Here is a 25581-nt window from a genome sequence, read left to right as displayed (position 1 = left end):
TTTTAATCGAATTTTGCTAGACGTTCCAATAATGTATACGAGGATACAAGGATAGAGGTTTCATTACAATCCTGTAAGTCCTTAATAGAGTAATGATAAAAAGGTTTATCATTGAAAGATTTGAATGCCATTTTGCTAGAACATATGTCATGTGTATAAGTTGATTGGAGTGATGAGGATGGCCGCCTCAGAAAAGCGCCTAGTCGGAACGGATATCAACTCTAATGGTGAAAATGAATTTAGTAATTTCTAATATAGTGGAGGTCGAGTAATGAGATTTGATGAAGCTTATTCAGGAAATGTTTTTATAAAAAGTCATCCTACATATGAGGATGCTCAGGCGGTCATTTATGGTATGCCAATGGACTGGACAGTTAGTTATCGTCCGGGCTCACGTTTTGGTCCGCAGCGTATCCGTGAAGTATCTATTGGACTAGAAGAATATAGCCCATATTTAGACCGCGAGCTAGAAGAAGTGAAATATTTTGATGCGGGTGATATACCGTTACCATTCGGCAACGCTCAGCGCTCGCTAGATGAAATTGAAAAGTATATTGAGAAGCTTTTAGCAGATGACAAGATTCCTGTAGGTATGGGCGGCGAACATTTAGTATCGTGGCCTGTTATGAAAGCTGTATCAGCAAAATATGATGACCTAGCAATTATCCACTTCGATGCACATACAGACTTACGTGTAGAATATGAAGGGGAGCCACTTTCTCACTCAACACCTATTCGCAAAATTGCTGAACATATCGGACCGAAAAATGTCTATTCATTTGGTATTCGTTCAGGTATGAAGGAAGAATTCGAATGGGCGAAGGAAAATGGCATGCACATTTCAAAATTTGAAGTGCTAGAACCATTAAAAGGAGTATTACCGTCTTTAGCGGGACGTAATGTTTACGTTACGATTGATATAGATGTACTTGACCCAGCACATGCACCAGGTACGGGAACAGTAGATTGCGGAGGGATTACATCAAAAGAATTACTAGCGTCAATCCATGCGATTGCAGCAAGTAACGTCAATGTAGTGGGCTTTGACCTAGTTGAAGTAGCGCCAATCTACGACTCATCCGAAATGACAGCGAATACAGCTTCAAAACTATTAAGAGAAATGATTTTGGGTTGGGTAAAATAAGACCAGAAACAATAAATAATGCATTCTGCGACGAAAGTGAAACGCCAGTCGCAAATACAGCTTCTAAATTGCTAAGAGAAATGATTTTGGGTTGGGTAAAATAAGTAGGGTTTTCTAATATTGATATAAACCGGTTGGAGTGGGGTTTAGCTATAAGCTAGCCCCATTTTCCTTATCGTTATAAAAAAGAAGACGCCATCTAAAAGATAGCGCCTTGAGATTTCGAATAGTTCTATTAAGGGTTCGTTGACCAAAGTCCAGCATGTTTTAATACAACACGTGGATGAAGTTTTAGCTGTGCAACCATTAAATCTGCCAAATCTTCTGCTTGCATCACTTTTTCTGGATTACCGTCTGTTAAGTTTAGCTCAACCGCCATATCTGTAGCAACTGTACTTGGCGTTAAAGTTGTAACGCGAATATTTTTCTTACGCACTTCAAGCATTAATGATTCACTTAATCCGATAACTGCAGCTTTTGAAGCCGAGTATGCACTTGTAATTGGTGCACCTTTTTGACCAGCTGTTGAGGAGATATTAATGATATCGCCTGTATTGCGCTCGATCATCTCCGGTAATACAGCGCGTGTTGTGTAGTACACACCTTTTACGTTGACATCGATAATATTTGTCCATTCTTCAGGCGTTAAGTCCATGAAGCTACCGAATTTTGAAATACCGGCATTGTTTACTAAAATATCGATGGCGCCAAGCTCACCACGAATAGATTCAACGGCTGTAGTAATAGAGTCTAAATCCGCCACATTTGCCACAGCGATTGCTACCTTCACATCATACTGTTTAAGTTCCTCTGCTACTTGTTGTAAATTTTCAAGCGTACGTCCAACAAGACCTACGTGAATACCTTCTTGCGCAAAAGCTACTGCTGTTGCGCGTCCAATTCCACGTCCTGCACCTGTAATTAACGCCACTTTTCCTGCGATTGTTTGCATGTTATTCGCTCCTTTAGTTGAGATAATTTTATTTAGACGAAAAAATAGATTAAGATTTATCTTTAAGACTATCCTCATTTTACTACGGTTTTATACATTGTGAAGAGTGCACTTTTTGGTGCGGAGGTTACTAAAAGTTACTTACATGAAAAGGGAGTTAGCTCTATGTCAGATAAATTAAGAGAAGAGATAAAAGAGAGAATATTAAATAACGATTATCATTGCGAAAAAGAACTTACCTTATCAATTATTAGCGGGAAATGGAAAGTAGTTATTTTGTGGCATTTAGGTGTAGAAGGGACGCATCGTTTCAGTGAGCTTCAAAGACTTTTTCCGAAAATATCTCATAAGATATTAACAAACCAATTACGTGAACTGATGGAAGATGGGATTGTTCATCGAGAAGTGTTTCCAGAAGTCCCTCCGAAAGTCGAATATTCCATGACAGAACTAGGGATGACGTTATTACCAATCGTTGAGATGATGTATGATTGGGGTAAAAAGAGAATCGATCAAATTAAACAAGAAAGTAATAACGAGGTCATTTAGGATGATTTAAATAGTCGTTGCTGTTTTTAACTTTAATGCCCTTAAGACAGTTGAACTTTCCGTAACCTGTAACGTCTTTTTTGTAAAAGGGGTGAGCTAATGGGAGTTTGGTATTTCTTAATCTTATTTGTAGGGCTGTTTTTGATATTTAAAGGACTTTTTATGAAAAAGCAATCTTTGTTAATGAAGAAGATTGGCATTGTATTTGTAGGATTATTATGTATTTCATTCTCAATATTTATGTTTTCACCAGGAAGTGCAGAAATTATTTCGAATTTGTTAAATTTGGAATGAGGGAAATTTAAGTAATATAATTTATTTTATAATGTGGGCTAAAAGTGGGGAGGCATAAGAGTTCACTTTTAGCCCCACTTGTATTTGGCTAACATAATCATTTCAGGGTTCAATTGATATGGGGAGATAACATGCTTTCTTGGGAAAAAAGCTCATTTACAAAGTGAGCTTTTTTATTTATTTTTTTTGGAAACTTTTTGATTAGATTCACATATCTTATTGACATAGCCAGGAAAAAAAATTTGCATTATAGGTAACGCATGTTACCTATTGAATGGAGGCAGATTTTTTGGGATTGTGCTTTTAAAATGGTTAAGAAGAATGATGTTGATAGTGTGAATGCAAGGGATTTAGCAAAAGAGTTAGGTTGTTCGATAAAGCTTAAGCATGGAAATTGAAAGTATTTAAAAAGACATTTTTGAAGGTGTTAAACAAAAATTATTGAATGGAGAAAATAAATGAAAATGAAAAATTCACCTATTCTTTTATCATTATTATTTACTGTGCTTGCACTTGTTTTTCCTGCTATAGCTGGGGCAATTATAACAATCAAAAATATAAGTAGCTTAAGCACTATATTTTTGATTCAATTTATCTCCACTGCAGTTGGTGTTCTAGTTATTCTTTGGATTATGGAAAAAAGTAAATTCGCTTTCCAAGATTTCGGATTCAGAAAGTTTAAAGCAGAGGCGTGGTTGGCTGTTATCGTTATTTTTGAGCTGGTTCCATTCTTAAATGGTATTACAGATAATGATGGTTTTTCTGCGCAGTATGTATTGATTTTACTTCTATTTGTTATTGCCGTTGGTTTTTGTGAAGAGCTTATTTTCCGAGGTCTAATTTTTAAATATTTATCAGCAAAAGGGCTTAAAGTGGCTATTATAGGCTCCTCAATTTTATTTGGTATTGGACATCTTGCAAATTTAGCTTCCGGTCAGGATTTTTTTATGACATTACTACAACTTATTTTTGCATTCCTCTTTGGGCTAGTTTGTGCAGAAATTGTAGCAAAGACAAAAAGTATTATTTTCCCAATTGTCTGGCACGCTATGCACGATTTTATAGCTTTCTTGACTGATAAAAGTGAGCCGAATGTCCTTGAGGTTTCTATTTATGTTTTTCATTGTATAGTGTTAATTGGTCTTGCAATTTATTTCTGGAGAGCTTTATTTATTAAGAAAGATAAGGCGGGAGCGATAATCATAAACAATGGGTAGCCTGAGAGTTACGTTTAATGGAATCCGCTAAGAGAACTGGTACTGGACTAGATAAAACAATTTATTTAACTTCTTCAGCTGATGACCAAACACCCGCTGAAAGAAGTTAAAGCCTCTGGACGCAATTATGCCGAGGCATAATTGATTAATGTGGGTCTAAAAGTGAGGAAGCGTAATGAGCTCACTTTTAGACCCGCTTGCTTTTAAAACTTGACTAACATAATCATTTCAAGGATACCTTTGTTTATCACAATAGCTATTGAAAAAGGGGGCTCATTTACAAAGTGAGCTTCTTTTATTTCTTTGGAATTTTTTTGAATACCTTATTGACATTAATAGGGAAATACTGTTACATTATAGGTAACGAATGTTACCTATTGATAGGAGGCAATTTTTTTGGCACCAAAAGAGCGATTTACAGAGGCAATTTTATTGGATTGTGCTTTTGAAATGGTTAGGAAGAGTGGCATTGATAGTGTGAATGCAAGGGATTTAGCAAAAGAGTTAGGTTGTTCGACAAAGCCTATATTTCGATTATTCTCGAGTATGGACGATTTGAAGTATGCAATATATGAAAGAGCTGGCAATCTTTATAACGAGAGAATGTTTCAGGGTTTGCAAGAAAGTTCTTTTTTAGGAATGGGGTTAGCTTATATTAACTTTGCTCGCGAAGAAAAAAAGTTATTTGAGCTGTTATTCCTATCCAATAAATATAAGATCTCGAGCTTTTCAGATTTGGTAAATGACGTAGAAAACCAAGGAATTATAGCATTAATTTCTAATTTAACAGGATTAACTCAAACCTCTGCTAGATCTTTATTTATAGATATTTGGTTAACTACGCACGGAATAGCGACAATGTGTGCGACGAATACTTGCGATTTAGATAGCTCGGAAATTGAGGGTATTTTAAAAGAGGTTTATGAAGGTGTTAAACAAAAATTGTTGAATGGAGAAAATAAATGAAAATGAAAAATTCACCTATTCTTTTATCAATATTATTTACTGTGCTTGCACTTATTTTTCCTACCATAGCTGGTGTAATTGTATCTGTCAAAAATATAACTAGCTTAAGCTCCATATGTTTGATTCAATTTATCTTCACTACAGCTGGTGTTCTAATTACTCTTTGGATCATGAAAAAAAGTAAATTCTCTTTCCAAGATTTCGGATTTAGAAAGTTTAAAGCAGAGGCGTGGATAGCTGTTATCGTTGTTTCTGAGCTGGTTTCATTCTTGAATGGTATTACTGATAAAGATGGTTTTTCTGCGCAGTATGTATTGATTTTACTTCTATTTGTTATTGCCGTTGGTTTTTGTGAAGAGCTTATTTTCCGAGGCCTAGTTTTCAAATATTTATCGGCAAAAGGGCTTAAAGTGGCTATTATAGGTTCCTCAATTTTATTTAGTATTGGACATCTTGCAAATTTATTTTCCGGTCAGGATTTTTTAATGACATTACTACAAGTTACTTATGCATTCCTCTTTGGGCTAGTTTGTGCAGAAATTGTAGCAAAGACAAAAAGTATTATTTTCCTGATTGTCTGGCACGCTATGCATGATTTTATTGCATTCTTGACCGATAGTGAGCCGAATGTTCTTTCTGTTTCTATTTATGTCTTCCATTGTTTAGTGTTAATGGGTCTCGCAATTTATTTCTGGAGAGCTTTATTTACTAAAAAAGATAGGGTGGGATCAATAATAAATAAAGGAAAGTCTGAAAGTTACGTTTAAACTCGACGCGTTAAAAAAGCATCTACTCTTCAATTTGAGTGGATGCTTTTTTGTCTAGTCTTCTTATGTCAAAGCTTCTTAACATACAGCAATCCGTAAAATTCCAAGGGATTTGTGACAATGATTAAACCTTGAAAAAATATGAGGATTCATCCTATAATAAAAAGGTTATAGTAAAAACATAAAAAGGGAGCGTCCGTAATGGCGAACGAAGCAAGATCGCAGGTGAACATTAAGCTCATTTCTACGATTCACCCGATTGATGGGGAGTCTGAAAGTTATGAAATGTGGCTGACAGGGCAGCTACTTGAAAAAGCAGGAAGCATGTATTTGAAATATGAAGAGGTGCAGGAGGATAAAACCATCCGCACAACTATGAAGCTAGGCAATGAACAGGCATTAATTATGCGTGCTGGAGCAGTAAAAATGCGACTACCACTTAACATAATTGAACAACAAATAGGTCATTATGAAAGTGAATTCGGTTCAATGCCACTCGTCATCCACACGAAAAAAATGACGTATACAAAACAGGCAGTAAGCGGAGATTTCCATGTACAGTACGACTTACTAATGGGTGGGCAATCCGTTGGCAATTATAAATTAGACATTACATTTACGGAGGTACAATGATGAACGCAGTAGAACAAGTACAACAAGCCATTAAAGCAGCGATTGCGCAGGCTGTTGAAAAAGCTGGCTTAGTCGATGCTGGCACAGAGTTAAATATTCACCTTGAAACACCGAAAGATAAGGCAAATGGAGACTATGCGACAAATATTGCTATGCAATTAACGAAATTAGCAAAAAAACCACCTCGTACGATTGCAGAAGCCATTTTAGAAAATCTTGAAACAGCAGGTACAGATATTGAGAAAATCGATATTGCTGGCCCTGGTTTCATGAATATTACTGTTCGTAAAGATTTCCTAGCAGGTGTAGTAAAAGCAGTGCTTGAGCAAAGTGCTGACTATGGTCGTTCTAATGCTGGGGCGGGAGAAAAAGTTCAAGTTGAATTCGTATCTGCAAATCCAACAGGTGATCTTCATTTAGGTCACGCACGTGGAGCTTCTGTAGGGGATTCATTATGTAATGTGCTAGATATGGCAGGTTTCAATGTATCTCGTGAGTACTACATTAACGATGCAGGTAACCAAATTAATAACTTAGCTTATTCACTTGAAGCACGTTATAAGCAAGCTTTAGGGTTGGATGCTGAGATGCCAGAGGATGGCTACCACGGTCAAGATATTATTGAAATCGCTGGTAAACTAGCAGGAGAGCATAGCGATGCAATTTTATCAAAATCTGAAGAAGAACGTTTTGCATTCTTCCGTCAACATGGTTTAGCGTTAGAATTAGACAAGTTAAAAACAGACCTTGCAAACTTCCGTGTAAACTTTGATGTGTGGTATTCAGAAACTTCTCTGTATGAAAACGGCAAAATTGAAGTAGCGTTAGATAAACTGAAAGCCAATGGTCATGTATTTGAAGAAGACGGTGCTACTTGGTTCCGTTCGACAACATTTGGCGACGATAAAGACCGCGTGTTAATTAAAAATGATGGCTCTTTCACATATTTAACTCCAGATATCGCATACCATGAGGATAAAATTGTACGTGGCTTCGATAAATTAATTAATATTTGGGGAGCTGACCACCACGGTTATATCCCACGTATGAAGGCTGCTATTCAAGCACTTGGCTACGACCGTGATACACTTGAAGTAGAAATTATCCAAATGGTTCAGCTTTATAAAAACGGTGAGAAATTCAAAATGTCTAAACGCACAGGGAACGCTGTTACAATGCGTGAGCTTGTAGAAGAGGTTGGCTTAGATGCAGTTCGTTATTTCTTCGTGAAAACTGCGGGCGATTCTCACATGGACTTTGACCTTGACCTTGCCGTATCTCAATCAAATGAAAACCCAGTGTATTATGCACAATATGCACATGCACGTATTTCTTCTATTTTACGCTCAGCGAATGAGCAAGGATTTGCTGCAACAACAGATCATTTAACTCTGTTAACTGCTGAAAAAGAAATTGATTTACTGAAAAAAGTGGGCGACTTCCCGAAAGTGGTAGCAGATGCTGCGAAACACCGTACACCACACCGTATCGCCAACTATATTCAAGAAACAGCAGCTGCATTCCACAGCTTCTATAACGCTGAAAAAGTGTTAGATGCTTCAAATAAAGAGCAAACAGAAGCTCGCTTAGCGCTTATTACTGCTGTGCGTACAACAATTGCCAACGCATTACGCTTAATCGGCGTATCTGCACCGGAAAAAATGTAATAATAGTCTTCCTAGCCCCCGGCACAACAATGTGCCGGGGGCTTTTTATGTTGAAATGGACTTGGTCTTGTGCTTAGCGGCGGAATTTCGGGTTTTAGCGGCGTTCCTCCTTTGGTTAGCGGCGCAATTCACACTTTTAGCGGCGAATTCCAACATAAGCTGGACAATTTGACAAAACTAAAGTCAGGGTTGAAAAACTTTTTATAGAATTTTACACAATATAAGGACTTGATGGATAGAACCGCTGAAGCGACGGATAGAGCAGTCAAAGCGACGGAAAGCCCCGCCAGAGCGACGGAAAAAACAGACGAACCGACGGATAGAAGCGGAGGCGACGGATAGGTCCATCGAAGTGACGGAAAGCCCCTCCAGAGCGACGGAAGGAACAGACGAACCGACGGATAGACCAGCCAAACTGACGAACAGCACTCCGAAATATCCCAATTCATCTCTTTAGTTCGATAATTTTCTTCAAAATTCGGAAATCTTGTTGAAGTTTACGTTAGCGTCAATGATATACTGAGGAAAAACGGGAAGGGGAGATGATGTTGAGGACGATTCAAGAAGTGGCTAAGCAATTTAATGTTTCAACACGGACAATTCGCTATTATGAGGAGCTTGGGCTGCTTAATCCTAATCGATCATCTACTAATCAGCGAACCTTTTCAAAAAAAGAATTAGCGAAGCTTAAGCTTATTTTCCGAGGAAAGCGTTACGGGTTTTCACTTGAGGAGATTAAGGAGATGGTGTTGCTGTTTGATTTTGATCGCACGGGCATTCAGCAGTTGGAGCGTACGGTCGAATATGGGGAGCAAAAAATTCAAGAGATTGATAGCAAAATAGCAGAGCTTGCACAAATGAAGAGTGAATTACTGCAATTACAAGGCATATTTACAGAAAAATTAGCGACTTTAAAGGGAGAGATGGACAATGAATAGTTCGAATTTGTTAGCACGTAATGCGCGAAAGTACCCTATGAGTGAAGCTGTTGTTTGTCAGGGGAGACGGGTGACTTATCGTGATTTAGATGAGCAAGTGACACGTTTTAGTCATGCTTTAGTAGAGCAGGGTGTGCGGCAAGGCGATAAAGTAATCATTTTTATGCCAAATGTTGTAGAGTTTGTTGTTAGCTATTTTGCTATTCAGCGTATTGGAGAGCTATTGTCGTTCCAGTAAATGCGAAATTTACGCTGCAAGAGGTCGAATATGTAGCACAGCATGCTGATACTAAAGCTATTCTAGTACATGAGGCAATTTTTGCAGCAGTCGAAAATATCACGGTTGTTCCTTTAAAAATCAAAACAGGTCAAGAGAAGGCTGGTTGGCTAAACTATGAAACACTTATTCAACATGCGAGCATTCAAACAATTGATTGCCAGTTGAATGAAGATGATGTTTCAACTATTTTATATACCTCGGGTACAACGGGAAAACCAAAGGGAGTATTGTTTAGCTATCGCAATATTTTAACTGTAGCGCAAATGATTGCAGTAGAAATGGAAGTAAAGCCAGAAAGTCGGATTCTTCTTATGATGCCGTTGACGCATTCAGCCCCATTACATTTATTTTTAATGGCAGGAGTACTTGTAGGCTCAACAAATGTGCTAACGCCAACATTTACGCCTGATTTATTGATAGATTCAATCGAGCAGGAACGGACAACGCATTTCTTCGGCGCACCTGTCGCGTATTTGTTAACCGCTCAAATGCCAAGATTGCAAACAACTGATTTATCATCGATGAAATGGTGGGCTTATGGTGGAGCGCCGTTATCACAAAACGAAGTCCGCCATTTACAAAAAGCTTTTAGAACAGAAAATTTAACTTGTGTTTATGGCTTAACAGAGGCTGGTCCAAACGGTTCAATATTGTTTGGCGAAGAGCATGCAACGAAGGCGGGGAGCGTTGGTCGTCGTGCACCACTTGGGGCGGAGCTGCGTATTATCAACGACAATGGAGAAGATGTCAGTGTTGGTGAAGTAGGAGAAATTGTGTTGTCCGGTGAGGGTAATATGCTGGGCTATTATAAGGATGATAGTGCAACAAAGGCTGCATTTATAGATGGCTGGCTGAAAACAGGTGACTTGGCTCGCATAGATGAGGACGGCTATATTTGGATTGTGGATCGCAAAAAGGATGTTATTTTTTCAGGCGGTGTGAATATTTACCCGAAAGAAATTGAAGATAGTATGTTGAGCTATGAGGGGATATTTGAAGTGGCTGTAATCGGTGTTCCACATCCGGAGTGGGGAGAAACGGTGAAGGCCGTTTATGCCGCTAAAACAGAAATTGGCGAGGACGAACTTAAAGCTTATTTGGAGGAGCATCTTGCTAAATATAAAATTCCACGCATCTTTGAACGTGTGGAAGCGCTACCACGAAATGCATCGGGCAAAATACTAAAACAATCCTTGAAGGGGCAAGAGGTGAGATAGTATGAAGGTTTTACAGCAGGAAGAAATGAAAACAACAAACTTTTTTAAAGATAATGATACACTTCATAAAGTTTTAGAAATGATGCTAGATAAAGAGTTTGTGGAATATGCAACACGTGAGCTAACAGATTTCGGTGAGCTTTGTGCTGGAGATATTGATGTGAGAGCCAAACATACGGATAGAGAGGGTGAACCTCGATTACAAAGGTATAATGCCTATGGTGAAGAAGTGTCAGAAGTTTGGGTCAATGATGGCTATAAAAAAACAATTGAAGAAACGTACAATACCGGCATTGTTGGCTATGTTCATAAGGATATTCCGCAATTAGGTAGAAAGGGCAACTATGTTTATAGCTTTGCTCAAGGCTATATACTATCACATGCTGAGCCAGGCTTTTATTGTCCTGTTACTTTAACAATGGCAGCTGCTTATCTCCTTGATCATTATGCGAGTGATGAGGTGAAGGAACACTTTTTACCGCATGTTTGTGCAACTGGAGATACCGAGCTATATGAGGGGGCGACATTTTTAACGGAGCGTCAAGGTGGCTCTGATGTTGGGGCGAATGTTGTAGAGGCAAGAAAGGACGGCAATCAATATCGTTTATATGGGGAGAAATATTTTGCATCTAACGCGGGAATGTGTGGAGTAACCATGGTATTGGCACGCATGGAAGGGGCTCAGGCAGGCTCAAAAGGCTTAACATTGTTTGCAGTTCCATGGCGAAATGAGGATGGCACAGTTAATAACCTGCGCATTCGGCGTTTAAAGGATAAGCTTGGTGTTAGAGCAGTACCTTCTGGTGAGGTTGAATTTGATGGAGCGCTAGCTTATGTCGTAGGTGATCCGAATAAAGGAATTTATTATATGCTGGAGGCACTTAATTTATCAAGAATTTGCAATGCGGTTGCTTCTATCGGTATTATGCGCCGCGGATATTTAGAGGCGAAACATTATGTGACAAATCGTCATGCGTTTGGTAAGCCTTTAACGCAATACCCTATGATTCAGGATACACTAGGGAAATTAGCTGCCAAGCTTCATGTAGAAGTTGCCACAGTTTTTGATCTTATTCAGCTGTACGATAAAGTAACTAGTGGACAGGGGAATGAAGAGGAAATTATTTTAAATCGCTTGTATATTGCTATTATGAAAAAAGAAACGGCAGAGCAAGCTGTGCATTATGCTAGTGAAGCCATTGAATTACATGGCGGAAACGGCTATATTGAAGATTTTGTTACACCACGGCTATTAAGAGATGCACAGGTGCTTACTGTATGGGAGGGAACTGCTAATATTTTAGCTTTAGAGCTCATTCGTTTAGTTGATAAGTTTCATGCGCATGAATTGTTTGTTCGTGTCATGGAGGAGCGCCTAGAAAAATTAGCTGACAGTCCATTAGTCGAAATTGTAGCGGAGCAATTAGCAAAACTAGATTCAACTTTGCAAACATTTAGCCGTTTAGATGATGCAACGAAAACGTTTGAGGCAAAAAAGGTTGCAGAGAAAATGGCACATATATATGAAAGTGTTGTAGCAGTCGAATGGGCACAAAGATTCGGCGGCAAATATGAGAAGCTAGCAGATATTTATTTAGAGCACACATGGGCGTTACGAGAAATGGGTGCACCGATGAAAACGGTACAGTATTTTTCATATATAGTCTAACTTCTTTCAGTATGCCGGACATAATTGATTTGTTTAGGAGTCGTCTCGAATGGAGGCGACTTCTTTCATTTTCATGTATAATACAATCAACTGAATATTATAAAGGTTCTTTACTTAAGTAAAGTGAAAAGGGAAATCGGTGTAATTCCGATGCGGTCCCGCCACTGTATGTGTGAGTTTTTTCAATCTACGCCACTGAAATTTTCGGGAAGGCTTGAAAAAGCGTATGGAGCACGAGCCAGGAGACCTGCCTTTATAGAAAACACGTTGTAGCCTACGAGGATAGGATGGTGGATTTTGTATATGTTTTTTGTGCAAATTTGACCCCCTCATTGTTTTATGATGAGGGGTATTTGTTTTGGAAGATGAATGTCGATAAATTTGAAACAGTGGGCGATAAATCCACAAAGTTGGGCGATAAACTCACAATGTTAGGCGATAAAAAACTAAAATGTATCGATAAATCAGAAAAACAAAGCGATAAAAACTATATGCACTAATAGACTAAGGGGGATTCACATGAAGAAAATTTGGAAAATAGGATTATCAGCATTTTTAGCTATTGGCTTGCTTGCTGCATGTAATACAAAAGAGGCAACAAATGAAAAGCCATCATCTTCTGAGCAACAAGAGACTGCAAAAGTAGATCAAGCAACATTCCCAATGACGATAAAGGATGCTACTGGCAAGGATATTACGCTAGAAGCACCTCCTAAAAAAATTGTCTCTCTCATTCCAAGTAACACAGAAATTTTATTTAGCCTTGGCTTAAATGATGAAATAGTTGGTGTAACAGATAATGACGATTATCCACCAGAGGCTAGTAAAAAAGAAAAGGTTGGCGGTATGGATTATAATATTGAACGAATTATTGCTTTATCGCCAGATATCGTTCTTGCGCATGCATCGGGTATGAGTTATTCAAAAGGAGCAATTGAACAGCTTGAGGCTGCAGGTGTGAAAGTATTTGTTGTAGCGGATGCAAAAAACTTTAATGAAACTTACACAACGATTGAACAGCTTGGTCGTGCAACAGGAAAACTAGAAGAGGCTAAAAAAATAGTCGCAAACATGAAGACAAAAGTTGAAGAAGTTGAAACAAAACTTGAGGGTGCTGAGCCAAAGAAAGTCTTAGTGGAATCGTCTGATGAGCCACAGATTTATACAGCTGGTAAAGGTACATTTATGAATGAGATGCTAGAAATGATTCATGCCGAAAATGTGGCAGCAGATACAAATGACTGGTATCAAATTGATGCTGAACAAATTATCGCGAAAAATCCAGATGTCATTGTTGTGGCATATAATTATGTACCTGATATTTTAACGAAAATTCCACAACGTCCAGGCTTTGAGACAATTACTGCTGTGAAAAATAAAGCTATAGTACAAGTGGATGAAAATACGACAAGTCGTCAAGGTCCTCGTTTAGCAGATGGTCTGGAGGAATTAGCAAAGGCCGTCTACCCAGAGGCGTTTAAATGAGTAAAACAATTGTAGCCTATGGTTCAGCTATTACGCTTTTAATCATTAGCATCTGGTGTGGAGTAGCGATAGGCTCAGTTCATATTCCACTAGAAGTAGTGTGGAATAAGGCGGCTGATGAAACAGCTGCCAATATTTTGTGGAAAATTCGTTTACCTCGAGTCCTACTGGCAGGGCTTGTAGGGGCATCACTTGCTATAGCAGGGGCAGCTTTTCAAGGCTTATTAAAAAATCCTTTGGCTGACCCTTATACGTTAGGTGTTTCCTCTGGTGCATCAGTTGGCGCAGTTATGACGATTTTCTTTAGTATATCAATACCTGTAGTCGGCCATTATACATTGCCAATCTTTAGTATGATTGGTGCCATATTAACGATGGTAGCTGTTATGGGTTTTGCTAGAATAGTAGACCGTTCACTAAAAATGGAAACTCTTATTTTAACAGGGGTAATATTTAGTTCATTTCTAGGTTCCCTGATTTCATTAATGATTGCATTGTCTGGTGAGGAGCTACGCCAAGTTATCGGATGGCTGCTCGGTTCAGTATCGATGCGTGGTTGGCCATACGTTCAGATGATTATCCCGTTTGTAATAATTGGCTCAATTATGCTTTGGACACAAAGACGCGAGTTAAATGTTCTGTTATATGGAGAAGAACGCGCGAAGCACTTAGGTGTCAATGTTAAGCGTAGTAAATATATTATTTTAGTGGGTGGATCAATGTTGACAGGAGCTGCGGTAGCGGTTTCTGGAACGATTGGCTTTGTCGGTTTAGTTGTTCCTCATATGACGAGAATGGTTTGGGGTTCCGATCATCGTCATTTATTGCCATTATCATTTTTAAATGGAGCAACTTTGCTGATTATTTGTGATTTAATAGCACGAACAATTATTATACCAAGAGAGCTACCGATCGGTGTCATTACTGCATTTATTGGGGCGCCCGTTTTTTCCTATATTTTTTATAAGCAACGTAGAGGCAAGGGGGTACGGGCATGATTGTTGTTGAACATCTTTCTGGTGGCTATGAAGATGTACCGATCGTCCATGATATTAGTTTTTCCGTTGAAAAAGGAAAAATACTAGGGATTTTAGGGCCGAATGGTAGCGGGAAATCCACTCTGTTAAAAGTAATAAGTGGCATACTACCAGCAACTGCAGGCACTATATTAGTAGATGGTAAAAATATTAGCTCTTACAATGCTCGTGCATTAGCAAAAAAAATGGCGGTGCTACCACAATTACATGCTAATGCCTTTTCAAACAGTGTACGGGAGGCAGTATCACTTGGACGTTATCCACATCAAACGGGCTTCTTTTCAAGCTGGACTGATCGTGATGAACAAGCAGTGCAACAGGCGATGCTGCAAACAGGTGTGAAACGCTATGAACAGACACCGATGGAATTTTTGTCGGGCGGTGAACAACAGAGAGTTTTTGTAGCTCAAGCTCTTGCACAAACAGCGGAAATATTGCTGCTAGACGAGCCAACGAACCATCTTGATATTGCACATCAACGTCAAATTTTAGATATGGTGCGAAAGGAAGCAATTGAACGTGGTTTAACCGTTATTATGGTGCTGCATGATATGAATTTAGCTTCTCTCTATTGTGATGAATTATTACTAATGGAGGAAGGACGGATGCGGGCATTGGGGGCGCCACATGAAGTATTAATCGCTTCGCAAATCGAAGACGTCTATCATGCCCGAGTTGCAACTTATGCACATCCAGAAATCCCAAAGCCTCAAATTACCATGATGCCAGCCTCAGTTGAACATCAGCAACGTGCTGTCATTAAAAAAGAAAATTTCACTATTACGGATCGTTACATTCAGCTTCAATCAGAGTTTCCTTTAAAAATAGTGTCCTCAGCTGTCCATAATCCGGGTATCGGTTGGTATGATTGTCTGCTAAATCGCTCTGTACCAATAGATTATGTTATTAATGATGTAAAGAGAGAGGTCGCTGAATTTTTACTAAAGGAGCATTTTTTATCTACAAGCACCGTCGTCATGTTAACAGCTGTCCCAACAAATCTAGTAGCTATTAATGAATTTAAAGCTTCCTTTGGCAGCGTCCTAGTTGCCGTTACGGCTGGAGTTGGCAATGCTGTTGATGTGTCTCGTGCACATGAAAGACAAGATGAACCACATATTGGTACTATAAATACGTGGGTCATTGTTAATGGTTGTTTATCAGAAGAAGCGTTTTTTCAAGCAATGATGACGGCTACCGAGGCGAAAACAAAGGCATTGCAATCAGAAAATATTCGTGATGAACTTAGTGGTACGATTGCGACTAGTACAGCTACAGATAGTTTATTGATTGCAGCGACACAAAAAGGGGAAGAAATGCTGTACGGTGGTCCCGTTACTGATGTAGGTAAGATTATCGGTAAAGGTGTTTTTGAAACAACTGTGCAGGCGATAAAAAATTATAAAAAGAATTCAAGGAGATGAGAGAAATGAAGCTTTACACGAAAACAGGCGATACAGGGAAAACAAGTCTTATCGGTGAACGTGTTGATAAAGATAGCTTACGCGTAGAGACATATGGGGCCATTGATGAATTAAATTCTTTTATTGGTAAGGCTGTCAGTGAATTAGATCGTGAGCTATTCAAGGATATTCTAATTGATTTAGAAACGATTCAGCATGAGCTTTTCGATGCAGGCGGTGACCTCGCTAACGTCATGAAGGAGCGTCATTATAAGCTGACAGAGCAGCCAATTGAAGTGTTGGAAACGCGTATTGATGCATTGTCAGATGAAGCGCCACCATTACAGCGCTTTATTTTACCAGGTGGTGCTCCGGCAGCTGCAACTTTACACATAGGTCGCACAGTAGCACGTCGAGCAGAGCGTCAGATGGTAACGCTTATGAAGGAAATCGAAGACGTACCGACAATTGTACAAAAATATTTAAACCGTCTATCTGATTATCTATTTGCAGCTGCACGTGTTGTTAATTTTAGATTGAATGTCGCGGATATCGAATATATTCGAAGCGGCAATGTCTTTAAAAAATAGCCTGTAATTTATAGACAAATTACGCTCGTTAGCAAAACGTGGGGTTGATTTCCGTTCCGACTGAGCGCTTTGTTGCTGCCGCTTCGCTTTCGCACAGATAAAACATTTGTTGCTGCCGCTTCGCTTTCGCACAGATAAAACATTTGTTGCTGCCGCTTCGTTTTCGCACAGAGCAAAGCTTCCTGGGGGCGTCCGATGAGCCGCTTCACTCGCGCTGCTCGCTCCAGGGTCTCGGGCCAACACGATGTTGGTCACGAAGGCGTTATCACAGGATGTGATGGTTTTAGCCTTCGTTCCTCTATGGCTAATCCCCAAGGAGTCGCCCAGTCTCCACTCCAATCAACCTATATACGTGGGATAGCTTTTAACAAATATCATCTCAAACTGAAAAAGTCGATTTGCCACCTTAACATGATGCAAATCGGCTTTTTTGAGTATCTAAATACAACAAAAGAAGATAAATTTATAATATATATAAATAAATTTCTTTAGTGTTTTAGCACGCTCTTTAAAATTCAGGGTGGCTTTTTTTCTTGTAAAATGTAAGAATATAAAATTATCAGAAATATTTCCGTTTTATGTTGACTGAATGCTCACTCATTTATTAGAATAGGAATATAATGATGGAATGACGTACATTTACGTATGAGCTAGCAAATTTATCACAAAGAGAGAAACTTACGACAAACTAAAGGGGGGACCAACCATGAGTCCATTAGTAATTGCAAACATTGTTCTAACAGTCGTGGTTGTGCTTTATGCAGTAGGATTGTTCTTCTATCTGTTAAAAACACGCTATAAATTTGTGCAATTGGGGAAAAAGGTTGAGTTTGATGAAAGTGTTAAAGAACGAGTTCGATATCTTATGGTTAATGTACTTGGCCAAAACAAGCTATTAAAAGATCCAAAGAGTGGTTTAATTCACGTCATGTTCTTCTATGGATTTTTAATGGTGCAGCTAGGTGCCATTGATTTAATTTGGAAGGGGTTAGCACCTGGATCACATTTGCCGCTTGGCATTTTCTACAGTATGTTTACATTCTTCCAAGAGCTTGTAGTATTAATGATTTTAGTGGCGGTTGTGTGGGCATTTTACCGTCGTTATGTAGAAAAGCTAGTACGTCTTAAACGAGGCTGGAAAAATGGTCTTGTCTTAATTTTCATTGGTGGGTTAATGGTATCCACATTGCTTGCAAATGGTATGGGAATAATTTGGCATGGTGAAGGACTAACTTATACAGAGCCAGTTGCTTCTGGCATTGCTGCTATTTTTGGCTACTTGCCAGCATCAGCAGCGGCTGTTGTTTTCTATGTAATGTGGTGGGCGCACTTATTAACTCTTTTGACATTCTTAGTGTATGTACCACAATCGAAGCACTTCCACTTGATTGTAAGCCCGATTAATGTGTACATGAACCGTTTAGATCGTACAGGTACGCTAACACCGATCGACTTTGAAGCATTAGAAAATGCTGAAGATGAAGAGGATATTCCAGCAATTGGTGTTGGACGTATTCAAGACTTCACACAAAAACAAATGCTAGATTTATATTCTTGTGTAGAGTGCGGACGTTGTACAAATATGTGTCCAGCAGCAGGAACAGGGAAAATGCTATCACCGATGGATTTAATCGTGAAGCTACGAGATCATTTAACATTTACAGGTGCTGTTGTGACAAAGCAAAAGCCTTGGGTACCTTATCAATTCTTTGCTAATACAAAGGGGAATCAGCTAGCGATGGCAGCTGGAGCCGAGGGGGCGGTCATTGAAGATATCTACAACCCTTCTTTAATCGGTGATGTCATTACAGAAGAAGAGATTTGGGCATGTACAACTTGTCGTAACTGTGAAGATCAATGTCCTGTTATGAACGAGCATGTCGATAAAATTATTGATTTACGTCGTTACTTAACAATGACTGAAGGAAAAGTAAACCCTGATGCACAACGCGCGATGACAAATATCGAGCGTCAAGGCAATCCTTGGGGCTTAAACCGTAAAGAAAAAGAAAATTGGCGTGACCTAGATCCAACAATTCATATTCCAACAGTGAAAGAGCTGAAAAAATCAGGCGAGGAAATGGAATATTTATTCTGGGTAGGTTCAATGGGTGCATTTGATAACCGCTCGCAAAAAATTGCATTAGCTTTCTGTCGTTTATTAAACGAGGCAGATGTGAAGTTTGCGATTTTAGGAAATAAAGAGAAAAACTCAGGGGACACTCCTCGTCGTTTAGGAAATGAATTCTTATTCCAAGAGCTGGCAACAGCAAATATCGATGAATTTGAGAAAAACGACGTGAAGAAAATCGTTACGATCGACCCGCACGCTTATAATATCTTTAAAAATGAATACCAAGACTTTGGCTGGCAGGGCGAGGTCTACCACCATACTGAACTATTGAATCAATTGATTGAAGAAAATCGTCTAGCGTTAAACTACGAAGTTCATGAAACGATTGTTTTCCACGATTCTTGTTATTTAGGGCGTTATAACGATGTTTATGATGCACCACGCGAGATTTTACGTGGTATTCCAGGTGTTAAGCTTGTGGAAATGGAGCGTAATCGTGAGACGGCCATGTGCTGTGGTGCAGGTGGCGGTTTAATGTGGATGGAAGAGCATGTCGGCAACCGTATTAACGTAGCACGAACAGAGCAAGCTTTAGCAACTGATGCATCTGTTATTTCTTCTGGATGTCCTTACTGTTTAACAATGCTTGAGGATGGTACAAAGGCAAAAGAGGTCGAGGATTCAATCGGTACATTCGATGTTGCAGAACTATTAGAGCGTTCTGTATTTGGTGGAAAAGTGAAAGCTGTCGAGGAATCTGTTGAAGAAGCAGTAGCCGCTGTGGACAGTGTCGAAAAAGACGAGAATGTAGAAATTAGCGCAGAAAAATGATGGTTATTGCAGAAATATTTTAGTTATCTGAAAAATATAAATTGCACAATAAATAATTGTTTTGTAGAATAAGATTAAATGGAGATGGGAGTTGAGATATAACTTCTTTCAGCGGGTGTCCAAACACTCGCTGAAAGAAGTTAAAGCCTCCGGCGGATGTCACGGAATCGGAAAGGAGTGCTTTGTGCAAGCACAAAGCCGATTCCAGACGCAATTATGCCGAGGCATAATTGATACTCCCATTTTTCATCGCAAGAAGTCGAGCGAGCGTTCAGTCAACGCGGATGCTCTAATACTTCTTCTGGAACGTAAAACAAAAGGGGTGTTTTACTTGAATAGAGCTGTAATTTTAGCAGGAGCAAGAACTGCATTTGGTAAGTTTGGAGGTTCACTATCAGCATTAAGCGCAAGTGATTTAGGCGCAATCGCCATAAAAGGGGCACTTGAAAAAGCGAATCTTTCGCCTGACGAAGTGGATGAAGTAATTTTAGGCTCAGTTTTACAAGGGGGGCAGGGCCAAATTCCTTCAAGGCAGGCTGCGATCAAAGCTAATTTACCAATAGCAGTGAAAACAGAAACGATTAACAAAGTTTGTGCGTCAGGGATGCGTGCTGTAACACTAGCGGATCAGCTAATTCGATTAGGGGACGAAGAAGTAATAATCGCTGGTGGTATGGAGTCCATGTCCAATGCACCGTATTATCTACAAAATGGTCGAACAGGCTTACGCATGGGCGACTCAACGATGGTGGATGGCATGCTATATGATGGCTTAACATGTGCCTTTGATAAGGCAAGGCCGCATATGGGAAGTTACGGTAATACAACGGCCAAAGAATATTCGTTAAGTCGCGAGGAGCAGGATGCTTGGTCAGTTCGCAGTCATGAACGTGCACTTGCAGCAATTGAGAAAGGTTACTTTGCTGAAGAAATCGTGCCTGTGGAAATTCCACAACGTAAGGGAGAACCGCTTCATGTCGATACAGACGAGGCACCAAGAGCCGGTACGTCAATGGAGGTACTTGCAAAACTCAAGCCGGCCTTTGACAAGGACGGAACGATTACAGCAGGTAATGCTCCTGGCGTTAACGATGGTGCATGTGCCTTAGTAGTAATGAGTGAGGAACGTGCAGCGCGTGAAGGCAGAGAACCACTTGCGGTTATTATAGGCCATGAAGAGCTTGCTATTGAGCCAGAGAACTTCCCGCAAACACCAGGACTTGTCATTAACAAATTACTGAAAAAGACAGGGAAATCATTAACTGACATTGATTTGATCGAAATCAATGAAGCATTTGCAGCAGTAGCTCTTGTCAGCAAGCAGATGGCGGATTTAGATGCTGAAAAGGTCAATGTTAACGGTGGTGCAGTTGCACTAGGTCATCCAATCGGAGCGTCGGGAGCACGCATTATTTTAACACTTGCACATGAATTAAAACGTCGTGGCGGCGGTATCGGAATTGCTGCAATCTGCTCAGGTGGAGGGCAAGGCGATGCGATTATGATTGAAGTACCGAAAACAGGGGGACACGAATGATGGGAATTCAAAAAGTGATGGTTATTGGTGCTGGACAAATGGGCTCCGGCATTGCACAAGTTTGTGCACAAGCTGGTTATGATGTCAAACTGAACGACATGAAGCAAGAATTTTTCGAACGTGGTTTAGGAGTCATTATGAAAAACCTGACACGTGATGTCGAAAAGGGTCGTAAAACTGAGGATGAGAAGGCGGCTATTTTAGGTCGTATTAGTATGTCACTAGATTTACAGGATGCTAGTGACGTAGATATTATCATCGAGGCAGCTGTGGAAAATATGGAAGTGAAGCAATCCATCTTTAAGCAAATTGATCAGATTGCACCGGCACATGCCATTTTAGCTACGAATACATCATCTTTACCAATTACGGAAATTGCAGCTGTAACAAATCGTCCAGAGCAAGTGATTGGTATGCACTTTATGAATCCGGTACCTGTTATGAAGCTTGTAGAAATTATTAGAGGGTTAGCAACAAGTGATGAAGTCTACAAATCAGTTGAAGACATGACAGTAAAATTATCGAAAACTCCAGTGGAAGTAAATGACTTCCCAGGCTTTATTTCGAACCGTATTTTATTACCAATGATTAATGAAGCGATCTACGCATTGTATGAGGGTGTAGCATCGAAAGAAGCTATTGATGATGTGATGAAGCTCGGAATGAATCATCCGATGGGTCCGTTGACATTAGCAGACTTTATTGGTCTTGATACATGTCTATCTATCATGGAGATCTTACATGAGGGCTTAGGGGATAGTAAATATAGACCTTGTCCATTGCTTCGTAAATATGTGGCAGCAGGCTGGCTAGGTAAAAAATCTGGAAGAGGCTTTTACGTCTATGAATAATCCTATGGGGATGGGACGATTCAAACGAATGTAATGCTACGGGACAACGTACAGGGGTGACATTATAGATGCATTTACAATTTACAGATGAACAAATAATGATGCGTGATATGGTTCGCAATTTTGCTCAGGATAAAATTGAACCGTGGGTAGAACGTATGGAGGCAGGAGAGTTTCCACGCGAACTCCTTGCACAAATGGGAGAATTAGGTTTAATGGGAATCACGACACCTGAGGAATTAGGCGGCTCAGCGATGGATTTTACATCGTACATAATTGCTATCAATGAACTATCGAAGGTTAGCGCAGTAATGGGTGTTATTTTATCTGTGCATACTTCGGTTGGAACAAATCCTATTATTTATTTCGGTAACGATGAACAGAAGAAACGTTATGTTCCAAAGCTTGCTGCAGGTGAATATTTAGGGGCATTTTGTTTAACAGAGCCTAGCGCGGGTTCTGATGCTGGCTCTTTACAATCCAAAGCAGTGCGAGATGGAGATGACTATATCATCAACGGCTCCAAGGTGTTTATTACAAACGGTGGAGAAGCAGATGTTTATATTGTCTTTGCCTCAACGAATCCTGCTGAAAAAACACGCGGTATTTCAGCATTTATTGTTGAAAAAGGAACGCCAGGCTTAATCATAGGGAAAGATGAACATAAAATGGGTCTACACGGCTCACGTACAGTTCAACTAACATTCGACAACTGTCGCATTCCAGCCACGAACCTTCTTGGGGAGGAAGGGGAAGGCTTTAAAATTGCAATGGCCAACTTAGACGTTGGACGTATTGGAATTGCAGCACAAGCTCTAGGCATTGCTGAAGCGGCGCTAGAGGCAGCTACTGCATATGCAAAAGAACGTGTTCAATTTGGAAAGCCTATTGCAGCGCAACAAGGGGTTGGCTTCAAACTTGCTGATATGGCGACTGCTGTAGAAGCAGCAAAATTACTAGTCTATCGGGCAGCAGATTTACGCACAAAAGGGTTACCGTGTGGGGCCGAGGCCTCGATGGCGAAACTTTTTGCCTCTCGTATGGCAGTACAAACAGCGATAGACGCTATACAAATTTTTGGTGGCTATGGCTATACAAAAGACTATCCCGTAGAGCGTTATTTCCGAGATGCAAAGGTGACAGAAATATACGAGGGTACAAGTGAAATTCAAAAACTAGTCATTAGTAAACATTTACTTAAATGAAGTCAGATGTTATGTTGCAATGTTGATATTTAACGGATGATGTTGATTGCTAAAAGAAATTGTTCGGGTAACTTGAAGAAATGATCAGGTCGAGCAATAAATCGCTCGGGTAACCAAGAGATTTGCTCGGTTTCCCGAGGAATACCGCAGAAACATAATCAAATATAGAAATAAACAATATAGCACTAACAGAGTCTAACGAAAAAGGGGAAATGGACAATGAACTTTCAATTATCAGAAGAGCATGAGCAATTACGCGAAATGATTCGTGATTTTGCTATTAATGAAGTAGCACCAACTGCAGCTGAACGTGACGAGAACGAAGAGTTTGATCGTGCAATTTTCGATAAAATGGCAGAGCTAGGCTTAACAGGTATTCCATGGCCAGAAGAATATGGCGGTGCAGGCTTTGATTATCTTGCATATGTCATTGCTGTAGAGGAATTATCACGTGTATGTGCTTCAACGGGGGTAACTTTATCTGCACATACTTCGCTTGCTGGTTGGCCGATCTTTAAATTCGGTAATGAAGAACAAAAACAAAAATATCTTCGTCCAATGGCAGAAGGTAAACATATCGGTGCATATGGCTTAACAGAGCCAGGATCAGGCTCTGATGCTGGCGGCATGAGAACATATGCAAAACGTGATGGCGATGAATATATTTTAAACGGCTCGAAAATTTTCATTACCAATGGTGGAGTAGCAGATACATATGTTGTGTTTGCAGTAACAGATCCAGAAGCTAAACATGGCACAACTGCTTTTATCGTTGAAGCTGGCTTTGAAGGTTTCTCGGTAGGGAAGAAGGAGAAAAAACTAGGAATTCGTTCATCTCCTACAACTGAAATTATTTTTGATAACTGTCGTGTTCCGAAAGAAAACATGCTTGGAGCTGAGGGAGAAGGCTTCAAAATTGCGATGACAACACTTGATGGAGGGCGTAATGGTATTGCGGCACAAGCTGTAGGGATTGCACAAGGAGCATTGGATGCAGCGGTTGAATACGGAAAAGAACGTGTGCAATTTGGCAAACCGATTACTGCCAACCAAGGTGTATCCTTTAAACTAGCGGATATGGCAACTCAAATTGAAGCATCTCGACTGCTTACATACCAAGCGGCTTGGTTGGAATCAAATGGCCTACCTTATGGTAAGGCATCGGCAATGGCAAAATTAATGGCTGGCGATACTGCGATGAATGTAACGACTGAAGCGGTTCAAGTCTTTGGTGGCTATGGATATACGAAAGATTATCCAGTTGAGCGTTTTATGCGTGATGCAAAAATTACACAAATTTACGAAGGTACACAAGAGATTCAACGACTTGTTATCTCTCGTATGTTGACAAAATAACGTATGACAGAAAGAGATAAAAGACCCCAAGTACAGTCAACGGTAAAAGATGAAAGTCTCATCGCCATTCGTCGAGAACAAATGATAGAGGGAGCCATTAAATTATTTAAAGAAAAAGGTTTTCATCGTGCCACGACGAGAGAAATCGCAAAAGCTGCAGGCTTTAGTATCGGAACATTATATGAGTATATTCGTACTAAGGAAGACGTCCTTTACCTTGTATGTGATAGTATTTATCACCATGCGATGGAGCGACTTTCAAGTTATGAGATTAAGGCAGGAACTATAGAAGAGTTAAAGGAAATGATTCGAGAGTATTTCTTGCAAATTGATAGTATGGTTGATGAACTAACAATCATGTATCAGGAAACTAAATCATTGTCAAAAGAAGCGCAGCGATATGTATTTAGTAAGGAGTTTGAAATGGTTGGTACTTTTGAGCGATTACTACAACGCTGTGTGCAGTCAGGTGAAATAACGATGACCGATAAACAAATTCATTTGGCAGCAAATAACTTAGTCGTTTCTGGACAAAGCTGGGCATTCCGTAAATGGGCGCTCCACCGTCAGCACTCTATTGACGATTTTATTGAAATGCAAATAACATTGTTTATTTCAGGCATAAAGGGGTTCTAATAAGTTCCGTAAAGGGGTTGTCGGTAATTGCATAATGCGACATTGCAATTACCGATTTTTTTATGAAAAGACTCATCTCATAAAGTTGGGGATGATATTTGTTAAAAACGTATGTCATGTAAATTAGTTGATTGAAGTGGAGACTGGGCGACTCCTTGGGGATCAGCCATAGAGGAACGAAGGCTAAAACCATCACAACCTGTAATAACGCCTTCGTGACCAACATCGTGTTGGCCCGAGACCCTGCAGCGAAGCGGCTCATCGGACGCCCCCAGGAAGCTTT

The 25581-nt window shown here is 39.8% G+C and carries 22 protein-coding genes, 1 pseudogene and 1 riboswitch; of the genes and pseudogenes, 22 read left to right on the top strand and 1 reads right to left on the bottom strand.

All coding sequences use genetic code 11. From position 1 onward, the window contains the following. Window positions 1-271 precede the first annotated feature (271 nt). The gene (gene speB / locus ACQKOF_RS08030; protein ID WP_370044723.1) at window positions 272-1144 is read left to right on the top strand and encodes an agmatinase; all 873 of its coding nucleotides are present in this window, start codon (window positions 272-274) and stop codon (window positions 1142-1144) included. 235 nt (window positions 1145-1379) lie between these two features. Here speB and ACQKOF_RS08025 read toward each other — a convergent pair whose 3' ends face one another. After that, window positions 1380-2096, bottom strand: a complete 717-nt coding sequence (locus ACQKOF_RS08025) for a 3-ketoacyl-ACP reductase (protein ID WP_376075001.1) — start codon at window positions 2094-2096, stop codon at window positions 1380-1382. A gap of 165 nt (window positions 2097-2261) precedes the next feature. Between ACQKOF_RS08025 and ACQKOF_RS08020 the strand changes: the two genes are divergently transcribed. The 21 genes and pseudogenes from ACQKOF_RS08020 (at window position 2262) to ACQKOF_RS07920 (ending at window position 25298) form a co-directional block, all read left to right on the top strand. After that, on the top strand, window positions 2262-2645 hold the full coding sequence (locus tag ACQKOF_RS08020; protein WP_370044719.1) for a winged helix-turn-helix transcriptional regulator: 384 nt from the start codon (window positions 2262-2264) through the stop codon (window positions 2643-2645). A gap of 99 nt (window positions 2646-2744) precedes the next feature. Beyond that, window positions 2745-2939, top strand: a complete 195-nt coding sequence (locus ACQKOF_RS08015; protein ID WP_427555258.1) for a hypothetical protein — start codon at window positions 2745-2747, stop codon at window positions 2937-2939. 458 nt (window positions 2940-3397) lie between these two features. Next, on the top strand, window positions 3398-4156 hold the full coding sequence (locus ACQKOF_RS08010; protein ID WP_427555256.1) for a CPBP family intramembrane glutamic endopeptidase: 759 nt from the start codon (window positions 3398-3400) through the stop codon (window positions 4154-4156). 396 nt (window positions 4157-4552) lie between these two features. Then, the gene (locus tag ACQKOF_RS08005) at window positions 4553-5122 is read left to right on the top strand and encodes a TetR/AcrR family transcriptional regulator (RefSeq protein ID WP_427555254.1); all 570 of its coding nucleotides are present in this window, start codon (window positions 4553-4555) and stop codon (window positions 5120-5122) included. Next, entirely contained in the window at window positions 5119-5889 is a 771-nt protein-coding gene (locus ACQKOF_RS08000; protein ID WP_427555252.1) for a CPBP family intramembrane glutamic endopeptidase, read from the top strand. Before ACQKOF_RS08005 ends, ACQKOF_RS08000 begins: the two co-directional genes overlap by 4 nt. Before the next feature lie 201 nt (window positions 5890-6090). Next, entirely contained in the window at window positions 6091-6522 is a 432-nt protein-coding gene (locus tag ACQKOF_RS07995) for a DUF1934 domain-containing protein (protein ID WP_427555250.1), read from the top strand. Then, window positions 6522-8189: an arginine--tRNA ligase gene (gene argS / locus ACQKOF_RS07990; protein ID WP_427555249.1), complete on the top strand. Its 1668-nt coding sequence runs from the start codon at window positions 6522-6524 to the stop codon at window positions 8187-8189. The genes ACQKOF_RS07995 and argS overlap by 1 nt, the downstream gene beginning before the upstream one ends. A 548-nt stretch (window positions 8190-8737) precedes the next feature. Beyond that, window positions 8738-9127, top strand: coding sequence for a MerR family transcriptional regulator (locus tag ACQKOF_RS07985; RefSeq protein WP_427555247.1), 390 nt, complete (start codon window positions 8738-8740; stop codon window positions 9125-9127). After that, window positions 9120-10624: pseudogene (locus tag ACQKOF_RS07980) on the top strand (class I adenylate-forming enzyme family protein). The gene ACQKOF_RS07985 and the pseudogene ACQKOF_RS07980 overlap by 8 nt, the downstream one beginning before the upstream one ends. A 1-nt stretch (window position 10625) precedes the next feature. Next, window positions 10626-12293, top strand: a complete 1668-nt coding sequence (locus ACQKOF_RS07975; protein ID WP_427555245.1) for an acyl-CoA dehydrogenase family protein — start codon at window positions 10626-10628, stop codon at window positions 12291-12293. 86 nt (window positions 12294-12379) lie between these two features. Beyond that, a riboswitch (cobalamin riboswitch) is annotated at window positions 12380-12562 on the top strand. Between the two features lie 18 nt (window positions 12563-12580). Further along, window positions 12581-12793: a hypothetical protein gene (locus ACQKOF_RS07970; protein ID WP_427555243.1), complete on the top strand. Its 213-nt coding sequence runs from the start codon at window positions 12581-12583 to the stop codon at window positions 12791-12793. Between the two features lie 19 nt (window positions 12794-12812). Continuing rightward, window positions 12813-13778, top strand: a complete 966-nt coding sequence (locus ACQKOF_RS07965; protein ID WP_427555241.1) for an ABC transporter substrate-binding protein — start codon at window positions 12813-12815, stop codon at window positions 13776-13778. Beyond that, on the top strand, window positions 13775-14776 hold the full coding sequence (locus tag ACQKOF_RS07960) for a FecCD family ABC transporter permease (RefSeq protein ID WP_427555239.1): 1002 nt from the start codon (window positions 13775-13777) through the stop codon (window positions 14774-14776). The genes ACQKOF_RS07965 and ACQKOF_RS07960 overlap by 4 nt, the downstream gene beginning before the upstream one ends. Next, the gene (locus tag ACQKOF_RS07955; RefSeq protein ID WP_427555237.1) at window positions 14773-16239 is read left to right on the top strand and encodes an adenosylcobinamide amidohydrolase; all 1467 of its coding nucleotides are present in this window, start codon (window positions 14773-14775) and stop codon (window positions 16237-16239) included. Before ACQKOF_RS07960 ends, ACQKOF_RS07955 begins: the two co-directional genes overlap by 4 nt. A gap of 5 nt (window positions 16240-16244) precedes the next feature. Further along, on the top strand, window positions 16245-16808 hold the full coding sequence (locus ACQKOF_RS07950) for a cob(I)yrinic acid a,c-diamide adenosyltransferase (RefSeq protein WP_427555235.1): 564 nt from the start codon (window positions 16245-16247) through the stop codon (window positions 16806-16808). Between the two features lie 706 nt (window positions 16809-17514). Then, on the top strand, window positions 17515-19713 hold the full coding sequence (locus tag ACQKOF_RS07945; protein WP_427555233.1) for a (Fe-S)-binding protein: 2199 nt from the start codon (window positions 17515-17517) through the stop codon (window positions 19711-19713). A 331-nt stretch (window positions 19714-20044) separates the two neighbouring features. Continuing rightward, a complete protein-coding gene (locus ACQKOF_RS07940; protein WP_427555231.1) occupies window positions 20045-21250 on the top strand; it encodes an acetyl-CoA C-acetyltransferase in 1206 nt (401 codons plus the stop codon). Further along, window positions 21250-22101, top strand: coding sequence for a 3-hydroxybutyryl-CoA dehydrogenase (locus ACQKOF_RS07935; protein ID WP_427555403.1), 852 nt, complete (start codon window positions 21250-21252; stop codon window positions 22099-22101). Before ACQKOF_RS07940 ends, ACQKOF_RS07935 begins: the two co-directional genes overlap by 1 nt. 68 nt (window positions 22102-22169) lie before the next feature. After that, window positions 22170-23306: an acyl-CoA dehydrogenase gene (locus ACQKOF_RS07930; protein ID WP_427555229.1), complete on the top strand. Its 1137-nt coding sequence runs from the start codon at window positions 22170-22172 to the stop codon at window positions 23304-23306. A gap of 219 nt (window positions 23307-23525) precedes the next feature. Then, window positions 23526-24662 (top strand): acyl-CoA dehydrogenase, encoded by a 1137-nt coding sequence (locus ACQKOF_RS07925; RefSeq protein ID WP_427555227.1) that lies wholly within the window; start codon window positions 23526-23528, stop codon window positions 24660-24662. Window positions 24663-24665: 3 nt separating this feature from the next. Further along, on the top strand, window positions 24666-25298 hold the full coding sequence (locus ACQKOF_RS07920; protein ID WP_427555225.1) for a TetR/AcrR family transcriptional regulator: 633 nt from the start codon (window positions 24666-24668) through the stop codon (window positions 25296-25298). The last annotated feature ends 283 nt before the right edge of the window (window positions 25299-25581 follow it).

The organism is Lysinibacillus sp. NPDC093190 (assembly GCF_050280425.1).
Taxonomy (GTDB): domain Bacteria; phylum Bacillota; class Bacilli; order Bacillales_A; family Planococcaceae; genus Lysinibacillus.
This window is presented reverse-complemented; position numbering and strand designations above follow the sequence as displayed.

Bases quoted from the DNA above. Each gene is read 5' to 3' on its own strand.
- ACQKOF_RS07930 (WP_427555229.1), top strand. From the start codon at position 22,170: ATGCATTTACAATTTACAGATGAACAAATAATGATGCGTGATATGGTT.
- ACQKOF_RS07955 (WP_427555237.1), top strand. From the start codon at position 14,773: ATGATTGTTGTTGAACATCTTTCTGGTGGCTATGAAGATGTACCGATC.
- ACQKOF_RS07935 (WP_427555403.1), top strand. From the start codon at position 21,250: ATGGGAATTCAAAAAGTGATGGTTATTGGTGCTGGACAAATGGGCTCC.
- ACQKOF_RS07970 (WP_427555243.1), top strand. From the start codon at position 12,581: ATGGTGGATTTTGTATATGTTTTTTGTGCAAATTTGACCCCCTCATTG.
- speB (WP_370044723.1), top strand. From the start codon at position 272: ATGAGATTTGATGAAGCTTATTCAGGAAATGTTTTTATAAAAAGTCAT.
- ACQKOF_RS07920 (WP_427555225.1), top strand. From the start codon at position 24,666: ATGACAGAAAGAGATAAAAGACCCCAAGTACAGTCAACGGTAAAAGAT.
- ACQKOF_RS07975 (WP_427555245.1), top strand. From the start codon at position 10,626: ATGAAGGTTTTACAGCAGGAAGAAATGAAAACAACAAACTTTTTTAAA.
- ACQKOF_RS07965 (WP_427555241.1), top strand. From the start codon at position 12,813: ATGAAGAAAATTTGGAAAATAGGATTATCAGCATTTTTAGCTATTGGC.
- ACQKOF_RS08025 (WP_376075001.1), bottom strand. From the start codon at position 2,096: ATGCAAACAATCGCAGGAAAAGTGGCGTTAATTACAGGTGCAGGACGT.
- ACQKOF_RS07945 (WP_427555233.1), top strand. From the start codon at position 17,515: ATGAGTCCATTAGTAATTGCAAACATTGTTCTAACAGTCGTGGTTGTG.
- ACQKOF_RS07950 (WP_427555235.1), top strand. From the start codon at position 16,245: ATGAAGCTTTACACGAAAACAGGCGATACAGGGAAAACAAGTCTTATC.
- ACQKOF_RS07960 (WP_427555239.1), top strand. From the start codon at position 13,775: ATGAGTAAAACAATTGTAGCCTATGGTTCAGCTATTACGCTTTTAATC.
- ACQKOF_RS08010 (WP_427555256.1), top strand. From the start codon at position 3,398: ATGAAAATGAAAAATTCACCTATTCTTTTATCATTATTATTTACTGTG.
- ACQKOF_RS07995 (WP_427555250.1), top strand. From the start codon at position 6,091: ATGGCGAACGAAGCAAGATCGCAGGTGAACATTAAGCTCATTTCTACG.
- ACQKOF_RS08020 (WP_370044719.1), top strand. From the start codon at position 2,262: ATGTCAGATAAATTAAGAGAAGAGATAAAAGAGAGAATATTAAATAAC.
- ACQKOF_RS08000 (WP_427555252.1), top strand. From the start codon at position 5,119: ATGAAAATGAAAAATTCACCTATTCTTTTATCAATATTATTTACTGTG.
- ACQKOF_RS07925 (WP_427555227.1), top strand. From the start codon at position 23,526: ATGAACTTTCAATTATCAGAAGAGCATGAGCAATTACGCGAAATGATT.
- argS (WP_427555249.1), top strand. From the start codon at position 6,522: ATGAACGCAGTAGAACAAGTACAACAAGCCATTAAAGCAGCGATTGCG.
- ACQKOF_RS08015 (WP_427555258.1), top strand. From the start codon at position 2,745: ATGGGAGTTTGGTATTTCTTAATCTTATTTGTAGGGCTGTTTTTGATA.